At 71.1% G+C, this 19,319-nt stretch carries 14 protein-coding genes; 5 read left to right on the top strand and 9 right to left on the bottom strand.

Features of this window, described 5'->3' with window-relative positions; all coding sequences use genetic code 11:
• Positions 1-743 precede the first annotated feature (743 nt).
• The 5 genes from SYYSPA8_RS26135 to SYYSPA8_RS26115 all read left to right on the top strand — a co-directional run bounded on the left by SYYSPA8_RS26135 (position 744) and on the right by SYYSPA8_RS26115 (position 6,828).
• Positions 744-1,406: a helix-turn-helix transcriptional regulator gene (locus SYYSPA8_RS26135; RefSeq protein ID WP_323449772.1), complete on the top strand. Its 663-nt coding sequence runs from the start codon at positions 744-746 to the stop codon at positions 1,404-1,406.
• Positions 1,407-1,481: 75 nt separating this feature from the next.
• Positions 1,482-2,765: a ribonuclease D gene (locus SYYSPA8_RS26130; RefSeq protein ID WP_323449771.1), complete on the top strand. Its 1,284-nt coding sequence runs from the start codon at positions 1,482-1,484 to the stop codon at positions 2,763-2,765.
• Between the two features lie 235 nt (positions 2,766-3,000).
• Positions 3,001-4,221, top strand: a complete 1,221-nt coding sequence (locus tag SYYSPA8_RS26125) for a thiolase family protein (RefSeq protein ID WP_323449770.1) — start codon at positions 3,001-3,003, stop codon at positions 4,219-4,221.
• Positions 4,218-6,347 (top strand): 3-hydroxyacyl-CoA dehydrogenase NAD-binding domain-containing protein, encoded by a 2,130-nt coding sequence (locus SYYSPA8_RS26120; RefSeq protein ID WP_323449769.1) that lies wholly within the window; start codon positions 4,218-4,220, stop codon positions 6,345-6,347. Before SYYSPA8_RS26125 ends, SYYSPA8_RS26120 begins: the two co-directional genes overlap by 4 nt.
• Positions 6,348-6,426: 79 nt before the next feature.
• Positions 6,427-6,828, top strand: coding sequence for a PIN domain-containing protein (locus tag SYYSPA8_RS26115; RefSeq protein ID WP_323449768.1), 402 nt, complete (start codon positions 6,427-6,429; stop codon positions 6,826-6,828).
• Between the two features lie 8 nt (positions 6,829-6,836).
• Here the strand turns inward: SYYSPA8_RS26115 and SYYSPA8_RS26110 are convergent, their stop codons facing one another.
• The 9 genes from SYYSPA8_RS26110 to ngcE form a co-directional block, all read right to left on the bottom strand.
• A complete protein-coding gene (locus SYYSPA8_RS26110; RefSeq protein ID WP_323449767.1) occupies positions 6,837-8,354 on the bottom strand; it encodes an amino acid permease in 1,518 nt (505 codons plus the stop codon).
• A 210-nt stretch (positions 8,355-8,564) separates the two neighbouring features.
• Positions 8,565-10,487, bottom strand: coding sequence for a 1-deoxy-D-xylulose-5-phosphate synthase (gene dxs, locus SYYSPA8_RS26105; protein ID WP_323449998.1), 1,923 nt, complete (start codon positions 10,485-10,487; stop codon positions 8,565-8,567).
• Between the two features lie 309 nt (positions 10,488-10,796).
• Complete coding sequence (locus tag SYYSPA8_RS26100) at positions 10,797-12,110, bottom strand: sugar ABC transporter permease (RefSeq protein ID WP_407706102.1); 1,314 nt, start codon at positions 12,108-12,110, stop codon at positions 10,797-10,799.
• Positions 12,111-12,160: 50 nt separating this feature from the next.
• Complete coding sequence (locus SYYSPA8_RS26095; protein WP_323449765.1) at positions 12,161-12,940, bottom strand: ATP-binding cassette domain-containing protein; 780 nt, start codon at positions 12,938-12,940, stop codon at positions 12,161-12,163.
• A 136-nt stretch (positions 12,941-13,076) separates the two neighbouring features.
• Positions 13,077-14,192, bottom strand: a complete 1,116-nt coding sequence (locus SYYSPA8_RS26090) for a substrate-binding domain-containing protein (protein WP_323449764.1) — start codon at positions 14,190-14,192, stop codon at positions 13,077-13,079.
• Between the two features lie 92 nt (positions 14,193-14,284).
• Complete coding sequence (locus SYYSPA8_RS26085) at positions 14,285-15,508, bottom strand: ROK family transcriptional regulator (protein ID WP_323449763.1); 1,224 nt, start codon at positions 15,506-15,508, stop codon at positions 14,285-14,287.
• Positions 15,509-15,766: 258 nt separating this feature from the next.
• Entirely contained in the window at positions 15,767-16,687 is a 921-nt protein-coding gene (locus tag SYYSPA8_RS26080; RefSeq protein ID WP_323449762.1) for a carbohydrate ABC transporter permease, read from the bottom strand.
• 11 nt (positions 16,688-16,698) lie between these two features.
• Complete coding sequence (locus SYYSPA8_RS26075) at positions 16,699-17,622, bottom strand: carbohydrate ABC transporter permease (RefSeq protein WP_323449761.1); 924 nt, start codon at positions 17,620-17,622, stop codon at positions 16,699-16,701.
• A 46-nt stretch (positions 17,623-17,668) separates the two neighbouring features.
• The gene (ngcE, locus tag SYYSPA8_RS26070; protein ID WP_323449760.1) at positions 17,669-19,117 is read right to left on the bottom strand and encodes an N-acetylglucosamine/diacetylchitobiose ABC transporter substrate-binding protein; all 1,449 of its coding nucleotides are present in this window, start codon (positions 19,115-19,117) and stop codon (positions 17,669-17,671) included.
• Positions 19,118-19,319 lie beyond the last annotated feature (202 nt).

Raw genomic sequence — 19,319 nt, 5'->3', positions numbered from 1 at the left:
GCAGGTCGGCCACCGGCGGGGACACCACCCCGAGGCGGTGGCGGTCGTCCGGTGCGGGCCCCGCGCGGCCTTTATTTGCAGGCTCGGTTCACCTCCGGGGCGCTGGAGCGAGTGTCGACGGTCGATCGTGCTCTGGGCGTCGTTGCCGGCGTACCGGTGGACCTTCCGCGCGTTCTCCCTTTCGACACCCGCGGCGCCCCTTCGGCTCACTCGCACGGAGGGCACCGTAAAGGGGCGGAGGCAGTCGTCCGGTGCGGCACCCGGCTCACTCCCACAGGGCGGAACGCCGCGGGGCACAGACCCCCGATCGGCACAGGCGCAGGCACAGCCCTCGGTCACTCGTACGAGCGCAGGGCCAGGGGCTCAGGCCCCGGCTCGACACGGGCCCGCCCCCACGGCCCGCCCCCGCGCGGCGGCGCAAGGCCCGGGGCGAGGGCGACCGCCCCGCACAGCCCCCGGGAGCTCGCGCCCGGGCCCGGGCGGCCGGCGCGGCCGGGCCGCTCAGGGCCCTCCGGGGCCCCGCGCGACGGCACCCCTCCGGCGGCGCGAGCCGCCCCCTCCGGCTGCTCGTTCGTAGGATGATCGATCACCTGTCCGAATTGCACCATTTATCACTCACTAAATCGTGATCTTTCCCTAAAGGCGATCAGGTTTGATGCCGAAGAGGTCAGTGACCCGAACCGATCGGTTCGCCCCGGCTTCTCCCCGAGCCGGCCTGCCCCGAACCTTCCCCAGGAGGCCTGGTGTCCGTTCTACTTGAGCAGCCCGCAAGCCTGGTCGCCTACCGCCCGAACAAGCCGACGGCCATGGTCGTCGTGGCCGACCCGCGCGTCCGCTCCACCGTCACCCGCCACCTGTGGGCCCTCGGAGTGCGTGATGTGATCGAGGCTTCGTCCATCGCGGAGGCCCGTCCCCGCGTCGGCAACCCCCGCGACATCTGCGTTGCCGACGTCCACCTGCCCGACGGTTCCGGGCTGACCCTCCTGTCGGAGACCCGCGCGGCGGGCTGGCCCAACGGCCTCGCCCTCTCCGCCGCCGACGACATCGGCGCCGTCCGCAACGCGCTCGCCGGCGGCGTCAAGGGTTACGTCGTCACCGGCACCCGGACCAACATCGGCCACCCCACCCGGCCGGGCGCCGCCCCCATCGGCGCCGGGGCCCGTCTCGGCCACCGCCGTCCCCCGGGCGCCCCGAGCCACCCGGGCGGCTACCGCGAGCTGTCCGGGCGCGAGGTGGAGGTGCTGCGGCTGGTCGCGGAGGGCCAGTCCAACAAGGCCATCGGCGTCTCGATGGGGCTCTCGGCCCTCACCGTGAAGAGCCATCTCGCCCGGATCGCACGGAAACTCGGCACGGGCGACCGGGCCGGAATGGTGGCGGTGGCGCTGCGTACCGGCATCATCCACTGAGCGGCCGGACGGTCCGCGCCTGTCGACGGAACGTTCCGTCGACAGGCGCGCTCCGTTCACGGATACCCTTGACACGTGACCGACGCCCAAGAGACCGCAGCAGAGACCGCACTGCGAACCGCCGGGGGCGCTCCCCCGGACGACGGCGTCGCAGCCGAAGAGGCCCCCACTCCCCTGCTGGAGCCCCGGGAGGGCATTCCACCGGTGGTCGCGGACGAGGCCGCGCTCGCCCGGGTGACCGCCGCTTTCGCCGCCGGCACCGGCCCCGTGGCCGTGGACGCCGAGCGGGCCTCCGGCTACCGCTACGGCCAGCGCGCCTATCTCGTCCAGCTCCGCCGCGAGGGCGCCGGCAGCGCCCTGATCGACCCGGTGGCCTGCCCCGACCTCTCCGGTCTCGGTGCCGCCCTCGACGGCGTCGAGTGGATCCTGCACGCCGCGACCCAGGACCTGCCGTGCCTGCGGGACATAGGCATGGTCCCCGCCGGGCTCTTCGACACCGAGCTGGCCGGCCGGCTGGCCGGATTCCCCCGGGTCGGCCTCGGCGCCATGGTCGAGTCCGTCCTCGGCTACGCCCTGGAGAAGGGCCACTCCGCCGTCGACTGGTCCACCCGCCCGCTGCCCGAGCCCTGGCTGCGCTACGCCGCGCTCGACGTGGAGCTGCTGATCGATCTGCGGGACGCCCTGGAGAAGGAGCTGGACCGGCAGGGGAAGCTGGAGTGGGCCCGCCAGGAGTTCGACGCGATCGTCTCCGCGCCGCCCGCCGCCCCGCGCAAGGACCCGTGGCGCCGCACCTCCGGCATGCACAAGGTGCGCCGCCGCCGGCAGATGGCGGTCGTGCGCGAGCTGTGGACCGCGCGGGACGCGGTGGCCCAGCGGCGCGACGTCTCCCCCGGGAAGGTGCTGAGCGACGGCGCGATCATCGAGGCCGCCCTCGCGGTGCCGGTCTCGGTGCAGGCCCTGACCGCGCTGCCCGGGTTCGGGCACCGCATGGGCCGCCGTCAGCTGGAGCAGTGGCAGGCCGCCGTGGAGCGGGCGCGGGCGCTGCCGGAGTCCGAGCTGCCGCAGCCGGGCCAGGCACTGAACGGCCCGCCGCCGCCGCGCGCCTGGGCCGACAAGGACCCGGCGGCCGCCGCACGCCTCTCGGCGGCGCGGACGGCCGTCTCCGCCCTGGCCGAGCGGCTGAATCTGCCCCAGGAGAACCTGATCACGCCGGACACGGTCCGCCGGGTCTGCTGGGAGCCGCCCGCCGAGCACTCGGAGGCGGCCGTCGGTGCCGCGCTGGCCGCGCTCGGCGCCCGCCCCTGGCAGGTGGAGCTGGTGGCGCCGCTGCTCGCGCGGGCCGTCGCCGCCCAGCCCTGACGCCCCGGCCTTCCGCGACCCCCCGCGACCGCCCCCGGATTCCGTCCGGGGGCGGTTCGCGTCCCGCCCGAGGGCCGGGCCGTCCGCCGGGCCGCGATGTGACGTACGACGCGTACCGGCGCGGGACTGTGCAGGCTGGTTACTCATAAGTAGCATGGGGGAGCAAGCGCGCGCTTAGGGCCTGGCCCGAGTGTGTCCCGCAGCAGTGCAACCTCGCACCCGGAGGAGAGCCATCGTGCCTCGTACCCTCAGGGACGTCGTCTTCGTCGACGGCGTCCGCACCCCGTTCGGCAAGGCGGGCCCGAAGGGCATCTACCACGAGACCAGGGCCGACGACCTCGTCGTCAAGGCCATCCGCGAGCTGCTGCGCCGCAACCCCGGCCTGGACCCGGCCCGCGTGGACGAGGTGGCCATCGCCGCCACCACCCAGATCGGCGACCAGGGCCTGACCCTGGGCCGCACCGCCGGCATCCTCGCGGGGCTGCCCCAGTCGGTGCCCGGCTACTCCGTCGACCGTATGTGCGCGGGCGCGCTGACCGCCGTCACCACCACGGCCGGCTCCATCGCCTTCGGCGCGTACGACGTGGTCGTCGCCGGCGGCGTCGAGCACATGGGCCGCCACCCCATGGGCGAGGGCGTCGACCCGAACCCCCGGTTCGTCAGCGAGAAGCTGGTCGACGAGTCCGCCCTGTTCATGGGGATGACCGCGGAGAACCTGCACGACCGCTACCCGTCGATCACCAAGCGGCGCGCCGACGAGTACGCCGTCCGCTCCCAGGAGAAGGCCGCCAAGGCCTACGCCGACGGGAAGATCCAGCAGGACCTGGTGCCGATCTCCGTCCGCCGCACCAACGCCGAGGGCGGTGAGACCGGCTGGGGCCTGGCCACCCAGGACGAGCCGATGCGCCCCGGCACCACACTGGCGAACCTCGCCTCCCTGAAGACCCCGTTCCGTCCGCACGGCCGGGTCACCGCCGGCAACGCGGCCGGTCTCAACGACGGCGCCACCGCCGCGATCGTCGCCTCCGAGGACTTCGCCCGCGAGCACGACCTCCCGGTGAAGATGCGGCTCGTCTCCTACGCCTTCGCCGGCGTGGAGCCGGAGGTCATGGGGTACGGACCGATCCCCGCCACCGAGAAGGCCCTCGCCCAGGCCGGCCTCGCCATCGGCGACATCGGCCTCTTCGAGATCAACGAGGCGTTCGCCGTCCAGGTGCTCGCCTTCCTGGAGCACTACGGCATCGCCGACGACGACGCCCGCGTCAACCAGTACGGCGGCGCCATCGCCTACGGGCACCCCCTGGCGTCCTCCGGCATCCGGCTGATGACCCAGCTCGCCCGCCAGTTCGAGGACCAGCCCCACGTCCGCTACGGCCTGACCACCATGTGCGTCGGCTTCGGCATGGGCGCCACGGTCATCTGGGAGAACCCGCACTTCGACGGAGGCACCAAGTGAGCAACACCGCCGAACTCCTCAAGGGCGCGGCCGAGCTGTTCCCGGACGAGGTCGTCACCCAGGCGCACGTCCGCCATCTCGACCTCCCCGCCGGGGCCGGGCGCTTCGCCCTGATCACCCTGGACAACGGGCTCGACCACACCAAGCCCACCACCTTCGGCCCCCGGTCGCTGGCCAACCTCGACGCCGCGATCGACCAGGTCGAGCGGGAGGCCGCCGAGGGCGCCATCACCGGCGCCGGCCTCACCGGCAAGCCGTTCATCTTCGCCGTCGGCGCCGACCTCAAGGGCGTGGAACTGCTCCGCTCCCACGACGAGGCCCTCGCCATCGGCAGGAGCGGACACGACGTCTTCAAGCGGCTCTCCGCGCTCGCGGTGCCGACCTTCGCGTACTACAACGGCGCGGCGATGGGCGGCGGCGTCGAGGTTGGGCTGCACTGCTCGTACCGTACGGTCTCCCGGGCCATCCCCGCGTTCTCGCTGCCCGAGGTCTTCCTCGGTCTGGTACCGGGCTGGGGCGGCTGCGCCCTGCTGCCGAACCTGATCGGCGCGGACCGCGCGGTCACCGTCATCATCGAGAACTCGATGAGCCAGAACCGCCAGCTCAAGGGCGCCCAGGTGTTCGACCTCGGGATCGCGGACGCGATCTTCGACGGCGCGGACTTCCTGGAGCGTTCGCTGACCTGGACCGCTTCCGTCCTCAACGGCGACACCGTCGTGGAGCGCGCGGAGATCGACCGAGGCGAGGGCTGGGACGCGGCCGTCGCCCGGGGCCGGGCCATCGCCGACGCCAAGGTGCACGGTGCCGCCCCCGCCGCCTACCGCGCGCTGGACATCGTCGCCGCCGCCAAGGACGGCGACCTCCAGGCCGGCTTCGACGCCGAGGACCGGGCCCTCGCCGATCTGATCATGGGCGGGGAGCTGCGCAGCGGCATCTACGCCTTCAACCTGGTGCAGAAGCGCGGCAAGCGCCCGGCCGGGGCCCCGGACAAGAGCCTGGCCCGCCCGGTCACCAAGGTCGGCGTCGTCGGCGCCGGTCTGATGGCCTCCCAGCTGGCGCTGCTCTTCGTCCGCCGGCTGGAGGTGCCGGTCGTGCTGACCGACATCGACCAGCAGCGGATCGACAAGGGCGTGGGCTATGTCCACGCCGAGATCGACAAGCTCCTCGGCAAGGGCCGGATCAACCAGGACAAGGCCAACCGGCTCAAGGGCCTGGTGACCGGCGTCCTGGACAAGGCCGAGGGATTCTCCGACGCCGACTTCGTCATCGAGGCCGTCTTCGAGGAGATGGGCGTCAAGCAGCAGGTGTTCGCCGAGGTCGAGGCCGTCGCCCCGGCGCACGCCGTCCTCGCCACCAACACCTCCTCGCTCTCCGTCAGCGAGATGGCCGCCCAGCTGAAGCACCCCGAGCGGGTCGTCGGCTTCCACTTCTTCAACCCGGTCGCCGTGCTGCCGCTGCTGGAGATCGTCCGCGGCGAGCGCACCGACGACGCGTCGCTGGCGACCGCCTTCGCCGTGGCGAAGAAGCTCAAGAAGACCGCGGTCCTGGTGAAGGACGCCCCCGCGTTCGTCGTCAACCGGATCCTGACCCGCTTCATGGGCGAGATCCAGAACGTCATCGACGAGGGCACCCCCGTCGACGTCGCGGAGCGCGCGGTGGAGCCGCTGGGGCTGCCGATGTCCCCGCTGGTGCTGCTGGAGCTGGTGGGCCCGGCGATCGGTCTGCATGTCTCCGAGACCCTCAACCGCGCCTTCCCGGACCGTTTCACCGTCTCGGAGAACCTGGCCGCCGTGGTCAAGGCGGGCAAGCGGGGCTTCTATGTGTACGACTCCGGCCGCCCCGAGCTGGACCCGGAGGTCGCCGCGCTGCTGAAGCAGGGCGCCACCGTCCTCACCGAGGAGCAGGTCCGGGCCCGGGTGCTGGACGCGGTGGCCGGGGAGATCGGCCTGATGCTGGACGAGGGCGTCGTCGCCGAGGCGCAGGACATCGACCTCTGCCTGATCACGGGCGCCGGCTGGCCCTTCCACCTGGGCGGCATCACCCCGTACCTGGACCGTGAGGGCGTCTCCGAGCGCGTGAACGGGAAGCCGTTCCTGACGCCGGGCACGGCGAGCGTCCCGGCGTAACCGCCACGGACCGACGGAAGGGCCGTACGGGGACTCCCCGTACGGCCCTTCCGCTTACCCCCGGGTAGGCTCACCGCCGATGACCGAGGAGTCCACTCTGCTGATCGTCGACGGCGCCAATGTCGTCGGCTCCGTGCCCGACGGCTGGTGGCGCGACCGGCGGGGCGCCGCGAAGCGGCTGCGGGACCGGCTCGCGGGGTACGCGGCCGGCGGCCCCGGCGCCCTGCCCGGGGTGCCGGGCCCCCTGGAGATCGTCCTCGTCGTGGAGGGCGCGGCCCGGGGCACCGGCTCCGTACCGGGAGTACGCGTCGAGGAGGCACCGGGCAGCGGCGACGACCTCATCGCCGCGCTGGCCGCCGCCGCCAGGGGCCGCCCGTGCGTGGTGGTCACGGCCGACCGGGGGCTGCGTGCGCGGGTCCTGGCGGCGGGCGCCCGGGTGATCGGCCCCCGTACCGTCCACGGCCCCTCAAGGCGCCCGTAGGGCCGCTCTCAGCCCTGGTGGGGCACGGAAGCGCCCGGCTCCAGACGGCTGTGGCGGCGCCCGTAGACCAGGTACACGACCACCCCGAGCGCCATCCAGAGCGCGAACCGCAGCCAGGTCTCACTGGGCAGGTTGAGCATCAGCCAGAACGAGGCGGCCACCGAGACGATCGGCAGCAGGGGCACCAGCGGCGTACGGAAGGCACGCGGCAGATCGGGCCGGGTCCGGCGCAGGATGATCACGCCGAGGGCCACCACGACGAAGGCGAAGAGCGTACCGATGTTCACCAGCGCCGCCAGTTCCTCGATGTTGGTGCAGCCGGCGACGATCGCGATGACGACCCCGAGCAGCACGGTGGCGCGGTACGGGGTGCGGTAGCGCGGGTGGGTCCGGGAGAAGAACCGGGGCAGCAGTCCGTCACGGCTCATCGCGAAGAAGACCCGGGTCTGCCCCAGCAGCAGGATCAGACAGACCGAGGTGAGGCCGATGACCGCGCCGAAGCTGATCACACCCGCGTACCAGGGGTGACCCGTGGACTTGAAGGCGTCGGCGAGCGGAGCGTCGATCGTCAGCTCCGTGTAGTGCTGCATCCCGGTGACGACGATCGACACCGCCACGTACAGCAGGGTGCAGATGAAGAGCGAACCGAGGATGCCCCGGGGCATGTCCCGCTGCGGCAGCTTCGTCTCCTCGGCGGCGGTCGCGACGACGTCGAAGCCGATGAACGCGAAGAAGACGATCGAGGCGGCCGTGAAGATGCCCATCACGCCGAAGCTGGTGGCCTCGTACCCGAAGATCAGCTGCACCAGGGGCTGTTGCAGCCCCGCCTCCCCGGGCAGCTTGACCGCCGGGGGGATGAACGGGTCGTAGTTGGACGCCTTGATGAAGAACGAACCGGCGACGATCACGATGAGCACCACGGCCACCTTGATGGCGACGACCAGGGTCGTCACCCGCGCGGACAGCTTCATCCCGAGGACGAGGATCACCGTGAGGGCCAGGACCAGCAGAAAGGCGAGCAGGTCGAAGGCGAAACCGTGCTCGGCGGTGGTACCGGAGAGGGCCTGCGGCAGATGCCAGCCCACATTGTCCATGAGGGAGCGCAGATAGCCCGACCAGCCGACGGCGACGACGGCGGTACCCACCGCGAACTCCAGCACCAGGTCCCAGCCGATGATCCAGGCCGGCAGCTCACCGAGGGAGGCATAGGCGAACGTGTACGCGGACCCGGCGACGGGCACGGTGGACGCGAACTCGGCGTAACAGAGGGCGGCGAGCCCACAGGCGATGGCGGCCGCGACGAACGCGAGCGCGGTCGCGGGACCCGCGGTCTCCTTGGCGACGGCCCCCGTGAGAACGAAGATACCGGTGCCGATGATCACACCGACGCCGAAGACCGTGAGGTCGAGGGCGGTGAGAGAGCGCTTCAGCGCATGCTCGGGCTCCTCCGTGTCCCTGATGGACTGCTCGACGCTCTTGGTCCGGAAGACGCCCGTACGGCCGCCGGGGTCGGTGTCTGTGGTCACCGTGCACCTCCACGCTTGTCGTCCCCAAATGATCGGGACGGCGGAGGGCCCAGGGGCGGCCGTACGGGTGCTTTTCACGCGAATGGGCCGGTTAGACCACCCGTTTTCAGGCTCGGTTCGCCTCCGGGGCGCTCAAGGGTGCCCCGGGAGGGCCGAACGCACGCTGCCACCGCCCGGGAGCGGTGGCAGCGTGCGGCGGACGGGAACGGCTCAGTCGCGGACCGGCTCGGCCGTCTGCTCCGCGCCGTCGTAGCGGCCGTCCAGGCGGGCGACCAGACCGGTGACCTGCCGGGCGATGTCCGGGGCCGTCAGTCCGATCTCGGCGAGGACCTCGTTCCGGGAGGCGTGGTCCAGGAAGCGCGGCGGGATACCGAAGTCGCGCAGCGGCACATCGACGCCCGCGTCCCGCAGCGCCTGGGCGACGGCGGAGCCGACACCGCCGACGCGGCTGTTGTCCTCGACGGTGACGACGACCCGGTGCCGCTCGGCGAGCGGCGCCAGCGCCTCGTCCACCGGCTTGACCCAGCGCGGGTCAACCACGGTGGTGGAGATGCCCTGCTTGTCGAGGAGATCGGCGATCTCCAGGCACATCGGGGCCAGCGCGCCGACGGAGACCAGCAGCACGTCGGGACGGTCCGCGTCGGCCCGGGCCGGGGCCCGCAGCACGTCCATGCCGCCGATCCGGCCCACGGCCTGGACCGCCGGGCCGACCGCGCCCTTGGAGAAGCGGACCACGGTCGGGGCGTCGTCGACCGCGACGGCCTCGCGGAGCTGGGCGCGGACCTGGTCGGCGTCGCGCGGGGCGGCGATCCGCAGGCCGGGGACGACCTGGAGGATCGACATGTCCCACATGCCGTTGTGGGAGGCGCCGTCGGTGCCGGTGATGCCGGCCCGGTCCAGGACGAACGTCACTCCGCAGCGGTGCAGGGCGACATCCATCAGCACCTGGTCGAAGGCGCGGTTGAGGAAGGTGGCGTAGACGGCGAAGACGGGGTGGACCCCGCCGGACGCCAGACCGGCGGCGGAGACCGCGCCGTGCTGCTCGGCGATGCCCACGTCGTAGACCCGGTCGGGGAACGCCTTGGCGAACCGGTCCAGGCCGACGGGCTGGAGCATGGCGGCGGTGATCGCCACGATGTCCTGGCGCTCCTCGCCGAGCTTGACCATCTCCTCGCCGAAGACGGAGGTCCAGTCCAGGCCGGAGCTGGCGATCGGCAGCCCCGTGTCCGGGTGGATCTTGCCGACGGCGTGGAAGCGGTCGGCCTCGTCCTGGAGGGCGGGCTGGTAGCCGCGGCCCTTCTCGGTGAGGCAGTGGATGATCACGGGGCCGCCGAACCGCTTGGCGCGGGACAGCGCGGACTCCAGGGCCTCGATGTCGTGGCCGTCGATGGGGCCGACGTACTTCAGCCCCAGGTCCTCGAACATGCCCTGGGGGGCGATGACGTCCTTGAGGCCCTTCTTGGCGCCGTGCAGGGTCTCGTACAGCGGCTTGCCGACGACCGGGGTACGGCCCAGCAGGTCCTTGCCCCGGGCGAGGAAGCGCTCGTAGCCGTCGGTGGTGCGCAGGGTGGAGAGGTGGCTGGCGAGGCCGCCGATGGTGGGCGCGTACGAGCGCTCGTTGTCGTTGACGACGATCACCAGCGGGCGGTCCTTGGCCGCGGCGATGTTGTTCAGCGCCTCCCAGGCCATGCCGCCGGTGAGGGCGCCGTCGCCGATGACGGCGACCACATGGTCCTGCCGGCCCAGCAGCTCATTGGCCTTGGCGAGGCCGTCGGCCCAGCCCAGCACGGTGGAGGCGTGCGAGTTCTCGATGACGTCGTGGTCGGACTCGGCCCGCGCGGGGTAGCCGGAGAGGCCGCCCTTCATCTTCAGCCGGGCGAAGTCCTGGCGGCCGGTGAGCAGCTTGTGCACATAGCTCTGGTGGCCGGTGTCCCACAGGACCTTGTCCCTGGGCGATTCGAAGACCCGGTGCAGGGCGATGGTCAGCTCGACCACACCGAGGTTGGGGCCGAGGTGTCCGCCGGTCTTGGAGACGGCGTCGACGAGGAAGGTCCGGATCTCGGCAGCCAGCTGGACGAGCTGCTCCGGGGCGAGCCGGTCGAGATCGCGCGGGCCGGTGATCCCGGACAGCAGTCCTTCCCCGTCGCCCACCACGACCCTCGAACGACGCGCTTCGCGCGAATCCTTCACTCTGCCTCCTTGCGTAGTGAGCCGGGCGTCATTGGAGCTGGTCCGAGCCTTGCCGATGGGGGTGAGTCTAGTGTTCCGTCCAGGGCCATGGTCCTCGGGCGGTGCCCTATGGCCCACGCCATTGGCCGATACCCTGCGGAAGTGGGTCCGGTCAGGGGAGAATGCCCGGCCTTTCCCGGCCCTGCGGAACCCGCCGGGGCTGTCGCCCCGGGCGTGGCCCCGCAGCCGGCGGCGTTGGATCCGGAGCGCCGCTCAGGCGCGGCCCGCGGTCCGCTGAGTCCTCCGGGTGACCGAATCGATCACCACGGTCGCGAGCAGCACCCCACCGGTGATCATGAACTGGACCGGCGACTTGATCCCCTCCAGCGCCAGACCGTACTGGATGGAGACGATCACCATCACGCCGAGGAGGGCGTGCCAGGTGCGCCCGCGCCCGCCGAAGAGGCTGGTGCCGCCGATCACGGCCGCCGCGATCACGTTCATCAGCAGCTCGCCGCCGCCCGCGCTCTGGTTGGCGGCGGCGATCTTGGAGGCCATGAAGAGGCCCCCGACGGCGGCGAACGTCCCCGCGACGGCGAAGACGGAGATACGGACGAGGGCGACCGGGACGCCCGCTCTGCGGGCGGCCTCGACGCTGCCGCCGAGGGCGAGCACCTGGCGTCCGTAGGCGGTGCGGCGGAGGACGAAGTCGGTGGTCACCAGGGCCGCGAGGAAGAGCACCAGGGCCAGGGGCAGCCCCTTGTACTGGTTGAGCACCCAGGCCGCCGCGAACGCCACCGCGGCGAGTCCTCCCGTACGCAGCAGCACGTCGGCGGTGGGGCGGGCCGGGATGCCGGCGGCGGTCCTGCGGCGGGAGTCCGCCAGGGCGGTGAGAAGAAACACGGTCACGGCGACGGCGGCGAGGCCGTAGGCGGCGGCCACGTCGGTGAAGTAATACGTGTTGAGCTGGCCGACCAGCCCGTCGGGGTCGAGGTTGACGGTGCCGCTGGAGCCGAGGATCTGGAGCATGCAGCCCTGCCAGAAGAGGAGCCCGGCGAGGGTGACGGCGAAGGCGGGGGCGCCGACGACGGCGAAGAAGAAGCCGTGCAGGGCGCCGATGAGCGCGCCGCCCGCGACGGCGGCGAGGACCGCGAGCCATTCGTCGACGCCGTGGGTGACGCTGAGCACGGCGACGATCGCGCCGGAGACCCCGCTGACCGCGCCGACGGAGAGGTCGATCTCGCCGAGGAGCAGCACGAAGATGATGCCGACGGCCATCATCCCGGTGCCGACCATGGCGACGGCGATGTTGCTGAGGTTCTGGGCGGAGAGGAAGTTGCTGTTCAGGCTCTGGAAGACGGCGGCGATGGCGACGAGGCCGAGGACGACGGGGAGGGAGCCCAGCTCGCCCGCGGCCAGCTTGCGGCGGATCACGGTGGCGTAGCCCGCGAGGCCCTGTTCGCGGACGAGGAGCCGGGGGTCGGCGGGGGGTACGGCGGCGGCCTTCCCGGCCGGGTCCGCCGTTCCCGCCGCGTCCGCGTTTCCGGTCGCCTCCGCGCTCCCCGTCGCGCCCGTCTTCTTGTTCAGGTCCTTGTGCAGGTCGGCCTTGTTCAGGTGGTTCGGATCCACGCGGTCCGTCACGGCCGGCCCTCCCCGGTGCGCGCCGCCCGGCGGGTCACGGCGTTGTCCGTGGCGCCGGTGATGGCGGAGACGATCTCCTCCTGCGAGGTGGAACGGACGTCGAAGACCCCGTTGCCCCGGCCGAGCCGCAGCACGGCGACCCGGTCCGCGACGGCCTTGACGTCCGCCATGTTGTGGCTGACGAGGATGACGGCGAGGCCGCGCTCGCGGAGCCGTTCCACCAGGTCGAGCACGTGGGCGGTCTGCTCGACGCCGAGCGCGGCCGTGGGCTCGTCCAGGATGACCAGCCGGGGTTCGCCGAGCATCGAGCGGGCGATGGCGACGGTCTGCCGCTGGCCGCCGGAGAGCGCGGCGACCGGGATGCGGACGCTGGGGATGCGGATGGACAGGGTGTCGAGGAGCACCCGCGCCCGGCGCTCCATCTCGACCTCGTCCAGGACCCCCCGGCGGCGCAGCTCGCGGCCGAGGAAGAGATTGCCGACGACGTCGATGTTGTCGCAGAGCGCGAGGTCCTGGTAGACGGTGGCAATGCCGAGGTGCTGGGCGTCGTGCGGGCGGGTGACGGTCACGGGCACCCCGTTCCACTCGATCGCCCCCTCGTCGATGGGGTGGACCCCGGCGATCACCTTGACCAGGGTGGACTTGCCGGCGCCGTTGTCGCCGACCAGGGCGAGGACTTCCCCCGGGCGGACCTCCAGCGCGACATCGGTCAGCGCCTGGACGGCGCCGAACCGTTTGGAGACCCCTCGCAGGGCCAGCACGGGCACAGCGGACACACGGACTCCTTCGCCGTACGGTGGTGCGCGGGCGGGGACCACCGCCGGGGGTCGGCCCGTGGGGCGGAACGGCGGGAACCGGGCCGTGCCGGGCCCGCCGTCCCTGACCACGGGCGCGGACACCCGGCGGAGGCGGCTATTTCAGGCCGATCTCGGCACAGGCGGACCGGTACTTGGGCGTGCAGATCTCCGCGAGGGTGTAGATGCCGTCCTTGAGGACGGTGTCCGCGATGTTCTCCCGGGTGAGGGGGACCACGGGGACCAGGACCGAGGGCACGGCCTTCGTGGTGGGGCTGTCGACGGTGTCCTTGGCGATCGCGGACAGCTTCTCGCCGCGGGCGAGGGCGACGGCCATGGCGGCGGCCGCGTCCGCCTCCCCGGCGTACGGCTTGTAGACGCTGGAGTGCTGCTCACCGGCGACGATCCGCTGGACGGCGGCGAGTTCGGCGTCCTGTCCGGTGACGGGGGGCAGCTTGGTCAGGCCGGCGGCCTTGAGGGCGGTGATGATGCCGCCCGCCATGCCGTCGTTGGCGGAGTAGACCCCGATGATCTTCTCCTTGCCGAGGGCGGAGATCGCCGCCTCCATGTTGGTGTTGGCGTTCTCGGGCTTCCACTCCTTGGTGTCGTACTCCTTGCCGATGGTGACCCTGCCGTCCAGCACCTCGTGCGAACCGCTCTTGTAGAGCGCGGCGTTGGGGTCGGTGACGGAGCCGTTCATCATGACGATCTGGCCGTCCTTGGCGCGGTCGCCGAGGGCGTCCAGGAGGGCCTGTCCCTGGACCCGGCCGACCTCCTCGTTGTCGAAGGAGGTGTACGCGTCGATGGGGCCCTCGGCAAGCCGGTCGAAGGCGACGACGGGGATGCCCGCCTGCTTGGCCTTGCGGACCGCCTGGGCGGCCGCCTTCGCGTCGACGGCATCGAGGATCAGGACGTCCACCTTGTTGGTGATCATGGCGTCGACCTGCTGGCTCTGGAGTGTGGCGTCCTGTTTGGCGTTGTCGTAGACGACCTCGCCCTTCCCCTTCGTCAGTTCGGCGATCTTCTTCTCGATGAGGGGCTTGTCGAATTTCTCGTAGCGGGCCGTCTGGTTCTCCGGCAGGAGCAGGCCGACCTTGATGGCGTCGCCCTTCTTCGGCCCGGTGGACTCCTTCGCCTTGTCGCCGGCCTCCTTGGCGCTGCCGCAGGCCGCGAGGGCGAGGGCGGTCACGGTGGCGGCGGTGGCGGCGGCCGCCCGGCGCAGAGGTGCGTTCATCCGTGGAAACCTCCCCTGGCACGGCCGCACCGGTGCGGCCGAGGTGGCTGGAAGTCAACTCGGCCGCACAGACGGGGTCAAGGAGTAAATCCTTAACGAGATGACAACGGTGCCATCCGTTCTCTAAGTGAAGTCGATGGGGAGAAGGGGGAGTTGAGGAGCCCGGTGTCGCCCATCTCGCCGAGCACCAGGGCGATCGCGCCCAGCACCCCGGCGCGGGGGCCGAGGGTGCCGGCGGCGACGGTGAGGCGGGCGGCGGCGCCGGGGAAGGCGTACCGGGCGACCGAGTCGCGCAGCGGGTCGAGCACCAGATCGCCCGCGTCGGCGAGGTCGCCGCCGAGGAGGACCCGGCTGGGATTGAGCAGCGTGCCGAGCGCGGCGACGGCGGTGCCGATGTGCCGGCCGGTGTCGGCGACGACGCGGCGGCAGCCCGGGTCCCCCTCCCGGGCGAGGCGGACCACGTCGCCCAGGGTGAGCCCGGGGCCGTGGCTGGTGTGCAGCAGCGGCAGGACGTAGGGGGCGGCGGCGAAGGTCTCCAGGCAGCCCCGGTTGCCGCAGCGGCAGACCGGTCCGGCGGGGTCGAGGACGACATGGCCCAGCTCGCCCGCGGTGCCGCCGGGGCCCCGCAGGAGCCGGCCGCCGACCACCAGGCCGGCGCCGACCCCGGTGCCGACGGTGACGTAGACGAGGTCGGCGACGCCCCGGCCGCCGCCCCGGAGGAGTTCGCCGAGGGCGCCGAGGTTGGCGTCGTTGTCGACGTGGACCGGGACGCCCAGCCGGCGGCCCAGCTCCTCGCCGGGGCGGGTGCCGGCCCAGCCGCCGCGCAGGGTGGTGGGGCCGAGGGTCCCCGAGGCGGTGTCGACGGGCCCGGGGACGCCGAGCCCGGCGCCGATCACCTTCCCCGGGTCGCTGCCGGCCCGCGCGATCAGCCGTTCCACCAGGGCGGCCGCCTGGTCCAGACAGTCGGCGGCGGAGTGGTCCCCGGCCAGGGGCTCGCTCTCCTCGGCGAGCACCCGGTGGGCGAGGTCGGCGAGGGCGACCCGCAGCCGGGTGGGGCCGATGTCGATCCCGATCACCAGCCCGGCGTCCCCGCTGAGCGAGATGCTGCGGGCCCGGCGGCCGCCCGCCGAGGTGGGGGTGACCTCGACGGTGCCGTGCTCCTTCAGTTCCCGGACGATGTTGGAGACCGTGGCCGCCGACAGGCCGGTGGTCCGCGCGATCTCGGCCTGGGTCAGCGAGCCCGCCATCCGCACGGCCCGCACCACACGCTCCAGATTGGCCCGGTGCAGGGAGGTCTGCGATCCCGGAGTCTCCATCGGCCCGTCCGTTCCTGCCCCGGGGAGCGGCACGCCGGCCGGCCCCCGGCCGGGCCGCTCCGTGCGGAGGGTCCCGGCGTCTTTCCAACTTGTGAAGCCCCACGGTGGCCATCGGCCGGTCATGCCGTCAAGAGCTTGACCTCCGCCCCTGCCCGGGAAAGGCCGGGAACGCGGCCGGCCCCCGGCGGAGGGATCCGCCGGGGGCCGGTGCGAGCGGGGGTCCGGGACCGTGTCCGGAGCGCGCAGGAGGAGTGGGCGCTACTTGAGCGCGCCCGCCGTCAGGCCCGCCTGGACCTGCCGCTGGAAGATCGCGTAGACGGCGAGCACGGGGAGCATGGCCATCATCATGCCGGCCATCAGCGCACCCCAGTCGTTCTCGTACCCCTGCTGGAGCGCGATCGTCGCGAGCCCCTGGGTGAGGACGTACTTCTCCTCCTGCTGGTTGAGGACCATCGGCAGGAGGTACTGGTTCCACTGCCCCAGGAAGTTGAAGATGCCGATGCTGATCAGACCGGGCTTCGCCATCGGCAGCATCACCTGGAAGAACGTCCGGGTGTGCGAGGCCCCGTCGATCATGGCCGCCTCCCCGATCGAGTTCGGCAGCGTCCGGAAGAACGAGGTCATGAAGAAGACCGTGAACGGCAGCGAGTAGGCGATGTAGACCAGGATCAGCCCGTGGTACGTCGCCAGCAGCGTCGAGCCGGGGAAGTCCCGCATCACGAAGAAGAGCGGGATCACCAGCATGAAGACCGGGAAGGACATCCCGGCCACGAACAGGTAGTAGATGAACCTGTTGCCCGGGAATTCGAAGCGGGCCAGGATGTACGCCGCCATGGAGCCGAGCACCATGGTGCCGATCACCGAGCCGCCGACCACGATGAGCGTATTGAAGAAGTACTGGCCCATGTTCGCGTCGTTCCACGCGTTGGACCAGTTCTCCCAGCGCAGGCTGGTGGGCAGGCCCCAGGGGTCGGTGAGGATGCTGTTGGTGTCCTTGAAGGCGCTCCACAGCACCCACAGCAGCGGCACCCCCACCATCAGCCCCCAGACGATGAGGATGCCGTGGGAGAAGACATTGAGGACCGTGCCCTCGGGGGCGACGCGCCGGGCGGGCGGGGCCTTCGGTCCGGTGGCCGGGGAGTCCTGCTTCCGTACCGTGTTGATCTGTTCGGTCGTCATCAGCGCTACCCCTAGAACTCGATCCGCTCACGCCGCGCGAAGCGCATGGTGAGCAGGGCGAACGTCATCGTGACCACCAGCATCGCGACACCCATCGCGGAGGCGTAGCCGAACTGGCTGTCACGGAAAGCGGTCTGGTACAGGTGGAGCGGCATGACATCGGTGGCGCCGTCCGGGCCACCCGGTCCCACCGACATGATCTGGACCAGCGCGAAGGCGTCCAGGGCGATGATGCCCATGTAGACCCATCCGGTCTGCACCGTGTCCCACAGCAGCGGGAGGGTGATCCGGAAGAAGGTGTGGAAGCGGTTGGCGCCGTCCAGCAGCGCCGCCTCGTAGATGTCCCGGGGGATGGAGGCCATGGCCGCGGAGAAGAGGACCACGTAGAAGCCGACATGGCCCCAGACCATGACCGCGCTGATGGCCCAGAGCGCGACCGACTTCTCGCCCAGCCAGGAGTTCTGCCAGGAGTCCAGGCCCACGGTGCCCAGCAGTGCGTTGAGCATGCCGTCGTTGGGGTCCGGGTTGTAGATGTTGGCCCAGATGACCGCGATGATGGCGATCGAGATGACCTGGGGGAAGAAGAAGACGAACTTGTAGACCTTCGACCCGGCGACGCCGGTGACGACCTCGTTCTTCCGCCGCTTGCCGCCGACATTGAGCATGAAGGCGAAGAACAGTCCGAGCCCCAGGGTCACCACCGGGACCAGGATCAGCATATAGACGTTGTTCGTCAGCGCGTTCCAGAAATCGTCGCTCTCCCAGAGCCGCTGGAAGTTGTCGAAGCCGACGAAGTTCGCGGTGCCCGACAGACCCGACCAGTCGGTCATGGAGATCTGGAAGGCCTGGAGGAACGGCCATATGAGGAACAGCACGTAAATGGACAAAGGTAGGGCCAGGAAGCCCACGATGAATCGGTATTTGCCGTGTTGCATGTGCTTCCCGGCCCTTCCCCTCTTCAGGACTGAATGACCGTCGGTGTCAGCTGGTGCGCTTGAACTTGGCGATGCTGCTGTCCCGGGCGACCTTGTCCGCCTCCGCCTGGGTCTTCTTGATCCAGTCGGCGGCCTTGAGGTCACCGGTGAGCAGCTGGCCGGTCAGACCGCCGATCTTCTGGTCGGTGAGCGCGGGGTACCACTCCTGGAGCTGGAGGTTGATCAGGTTGGTACCGGCGGCCTTGAAGGCGTTGCTGGCCGAGGAGAGACCCGGCGAGAGGGTCATGCCCTCGGTGGCGTCCATGACACAGGTCAGGGACTTCACCTTGGTGGCGAAGTTCTGCGCGTGCTTCTTGGAGAGCATGATGCGCAGCAGCTCCATGCCGCCGCGCGGGTTCTTGCCCTTCGCGGCGACGATGTACGGCTCGCTGGGCTCGCCGCGCAGGGTGCCCTGGGGCATCTTGTCGGCGCTGGAGCCGTCGAAGAGGGCGCCGACGGCCATCCCGAAGTCCTTCGGGGTGGTGGGGGCGGCCTCGTTCTCCAGCCAGGAGCCGTTGGGGATGAACACGGCGTTGTTCTTCGTCCAGGCGGTCTGCGACTGGATGTGCGTCATGCCCTCGGTGCCGGCGAGGAAGTACTTCTTGGCCGCCAGCTCCTCGTAGAACTCGACCGTCTGCTTGACGGCGTCGTTGCTGGTCCAGGCGTTGGGCTCCAGGTTGTCGATCGCGATCCAGCTCTCCAGGCCGCCGATCTTGGCGATCTGGGCGAAGAGGTTGAAGTGGACGTAGTAGGGGTACTTGCCCGGGTACGTCCAGGGCGCGATGCCGTCCTTCTTGATCTCGCCGCAGAGCTTGATCATCTCTTCGAACGACTTGGGGTAGGCCCAGCCCTTGTCGGCGAGGAGCTTCTGGGAGTACCAGGTGCCGTAGACGGTGAAGGCGTAGTAGAGCACGTCGACCTTGTCGCCGTGCTTGCCCTTCTCCAGGGTGCTGGGGTGGATGACGTCCCGGATCTTCTTGGCGGGGTCGTCCATCGAGGGGGCGTCGAGCAGCTCCTTGAGGTCCTGGAGCTGGCCCTGGCTGGAGAGCCGGTTCATGTCCAGGTGGTCGGCGCCCGAGTTGTCGATGACGTCCGGCGGGTTGCCGCCCGAGAAGCGCGGGGTCAGCTTGGGGCCGACGGCCTGCGTGCCGGTGTGCTTGACGTCCGCCTTGTAGGTGGTCTTGTAGTCCGCCTCGGCGTCCTTGGCGTACTGGTCGCCCAGACCGCCCTTGAAGATGAACGCCTCCAGGGGGGCGCCCTCCTTCACACCGAGCGGGTTCTTCTCCGTGACCTCACCCTTGGGCTTGTCGGTCTTGTTCTCGTCGCCCCCGCCGCCGGTCGCGCAGGCGGAGAGAAAACCCATGGTGGGAACGGCGATCAGGCCGAGCGCCGCGGAGCGCTTGACCAGATTCCGGCGGCCCAGCCCCTCGTGGCCGTGCGCGGAGGTGGATCCCATGCTCAAGTCCTCGCCTTCATCAGGACTCAGGCGGTGAACAAGTCGCCCGTACTCATCGCCTCAGGCGAAGGGCCCCGCCACCGCGTTCAGTTGCTGCGTTTTCCCAAGAGGGAAATCGATGAAGATTGGTTCACTGTGTCGGCGGAGAGAAAGAAGGCGACGGTCACGACACACCGGTGTCCGGGCCCAACTCCCCTGCTCC

The organism is Streptomyces yaizuensis (assembly GCF_034961445.1).
Classification (GTDB): Bacteria; Actinomycetota; Actinomycetes; order Streptomycetales; family Streptomycetaceae; genus Streptomyces; species Streptomyces yaizuensis.
This window is presented reverse-complemented; position numbering and strand designations above follow the sequence as displayed.

What these genes read in the sequence shown, in the direction of transcription:
- SYYSPA8_RS26080 (WP_323449762.1), bottom strand. Translation starts at nt 16,687, where the DNA reads ATGACGACCGAACAGATCAACACGGTACGGAAGCAGGACTCCCCGGCC.
- SYYSPA8_RS26075 (WP_323449761.1), bottom strand. Translation starts at nt 17,622, where the DNA reads ATGCAACACGGCAAATACCGATTCATCGTGGGCTTCCTGGCCCTACCT.
- SYYSPA8_RS26085 (WP_323449763.1), bottom strand. Translation starts at nt 15,508, where the DNA reads ATGGAGACTCCGGGATCGCAGACCTCCCTGCACCGGGCCAATCTGGAG.
- SYYSPA8_RS26115 (WP_323449768.1), top strand. Translation starts at nt 6,427, where the DNA reads ATGACCGAGGAGTCCACTCTGCTGATCGTCGACGGCGCCAATGTCGTC.
- SYYSPA8_RS26090 (WP_323449764.1), bottom strand. Translation starts at nt 14,192, where the DNA reads ATGAACGCACCTCTGCGCCGGGCGGCCGCCGCCACCGCCGCCACCGTG.
- ngcE (WP_323449760.1), bottom strand. Translation starts at nt 19,117, where the DNA reads ATGGGATCCACCTCCGCGCACGGCCACGAGGGGCTGGGCCGCCGGAAT.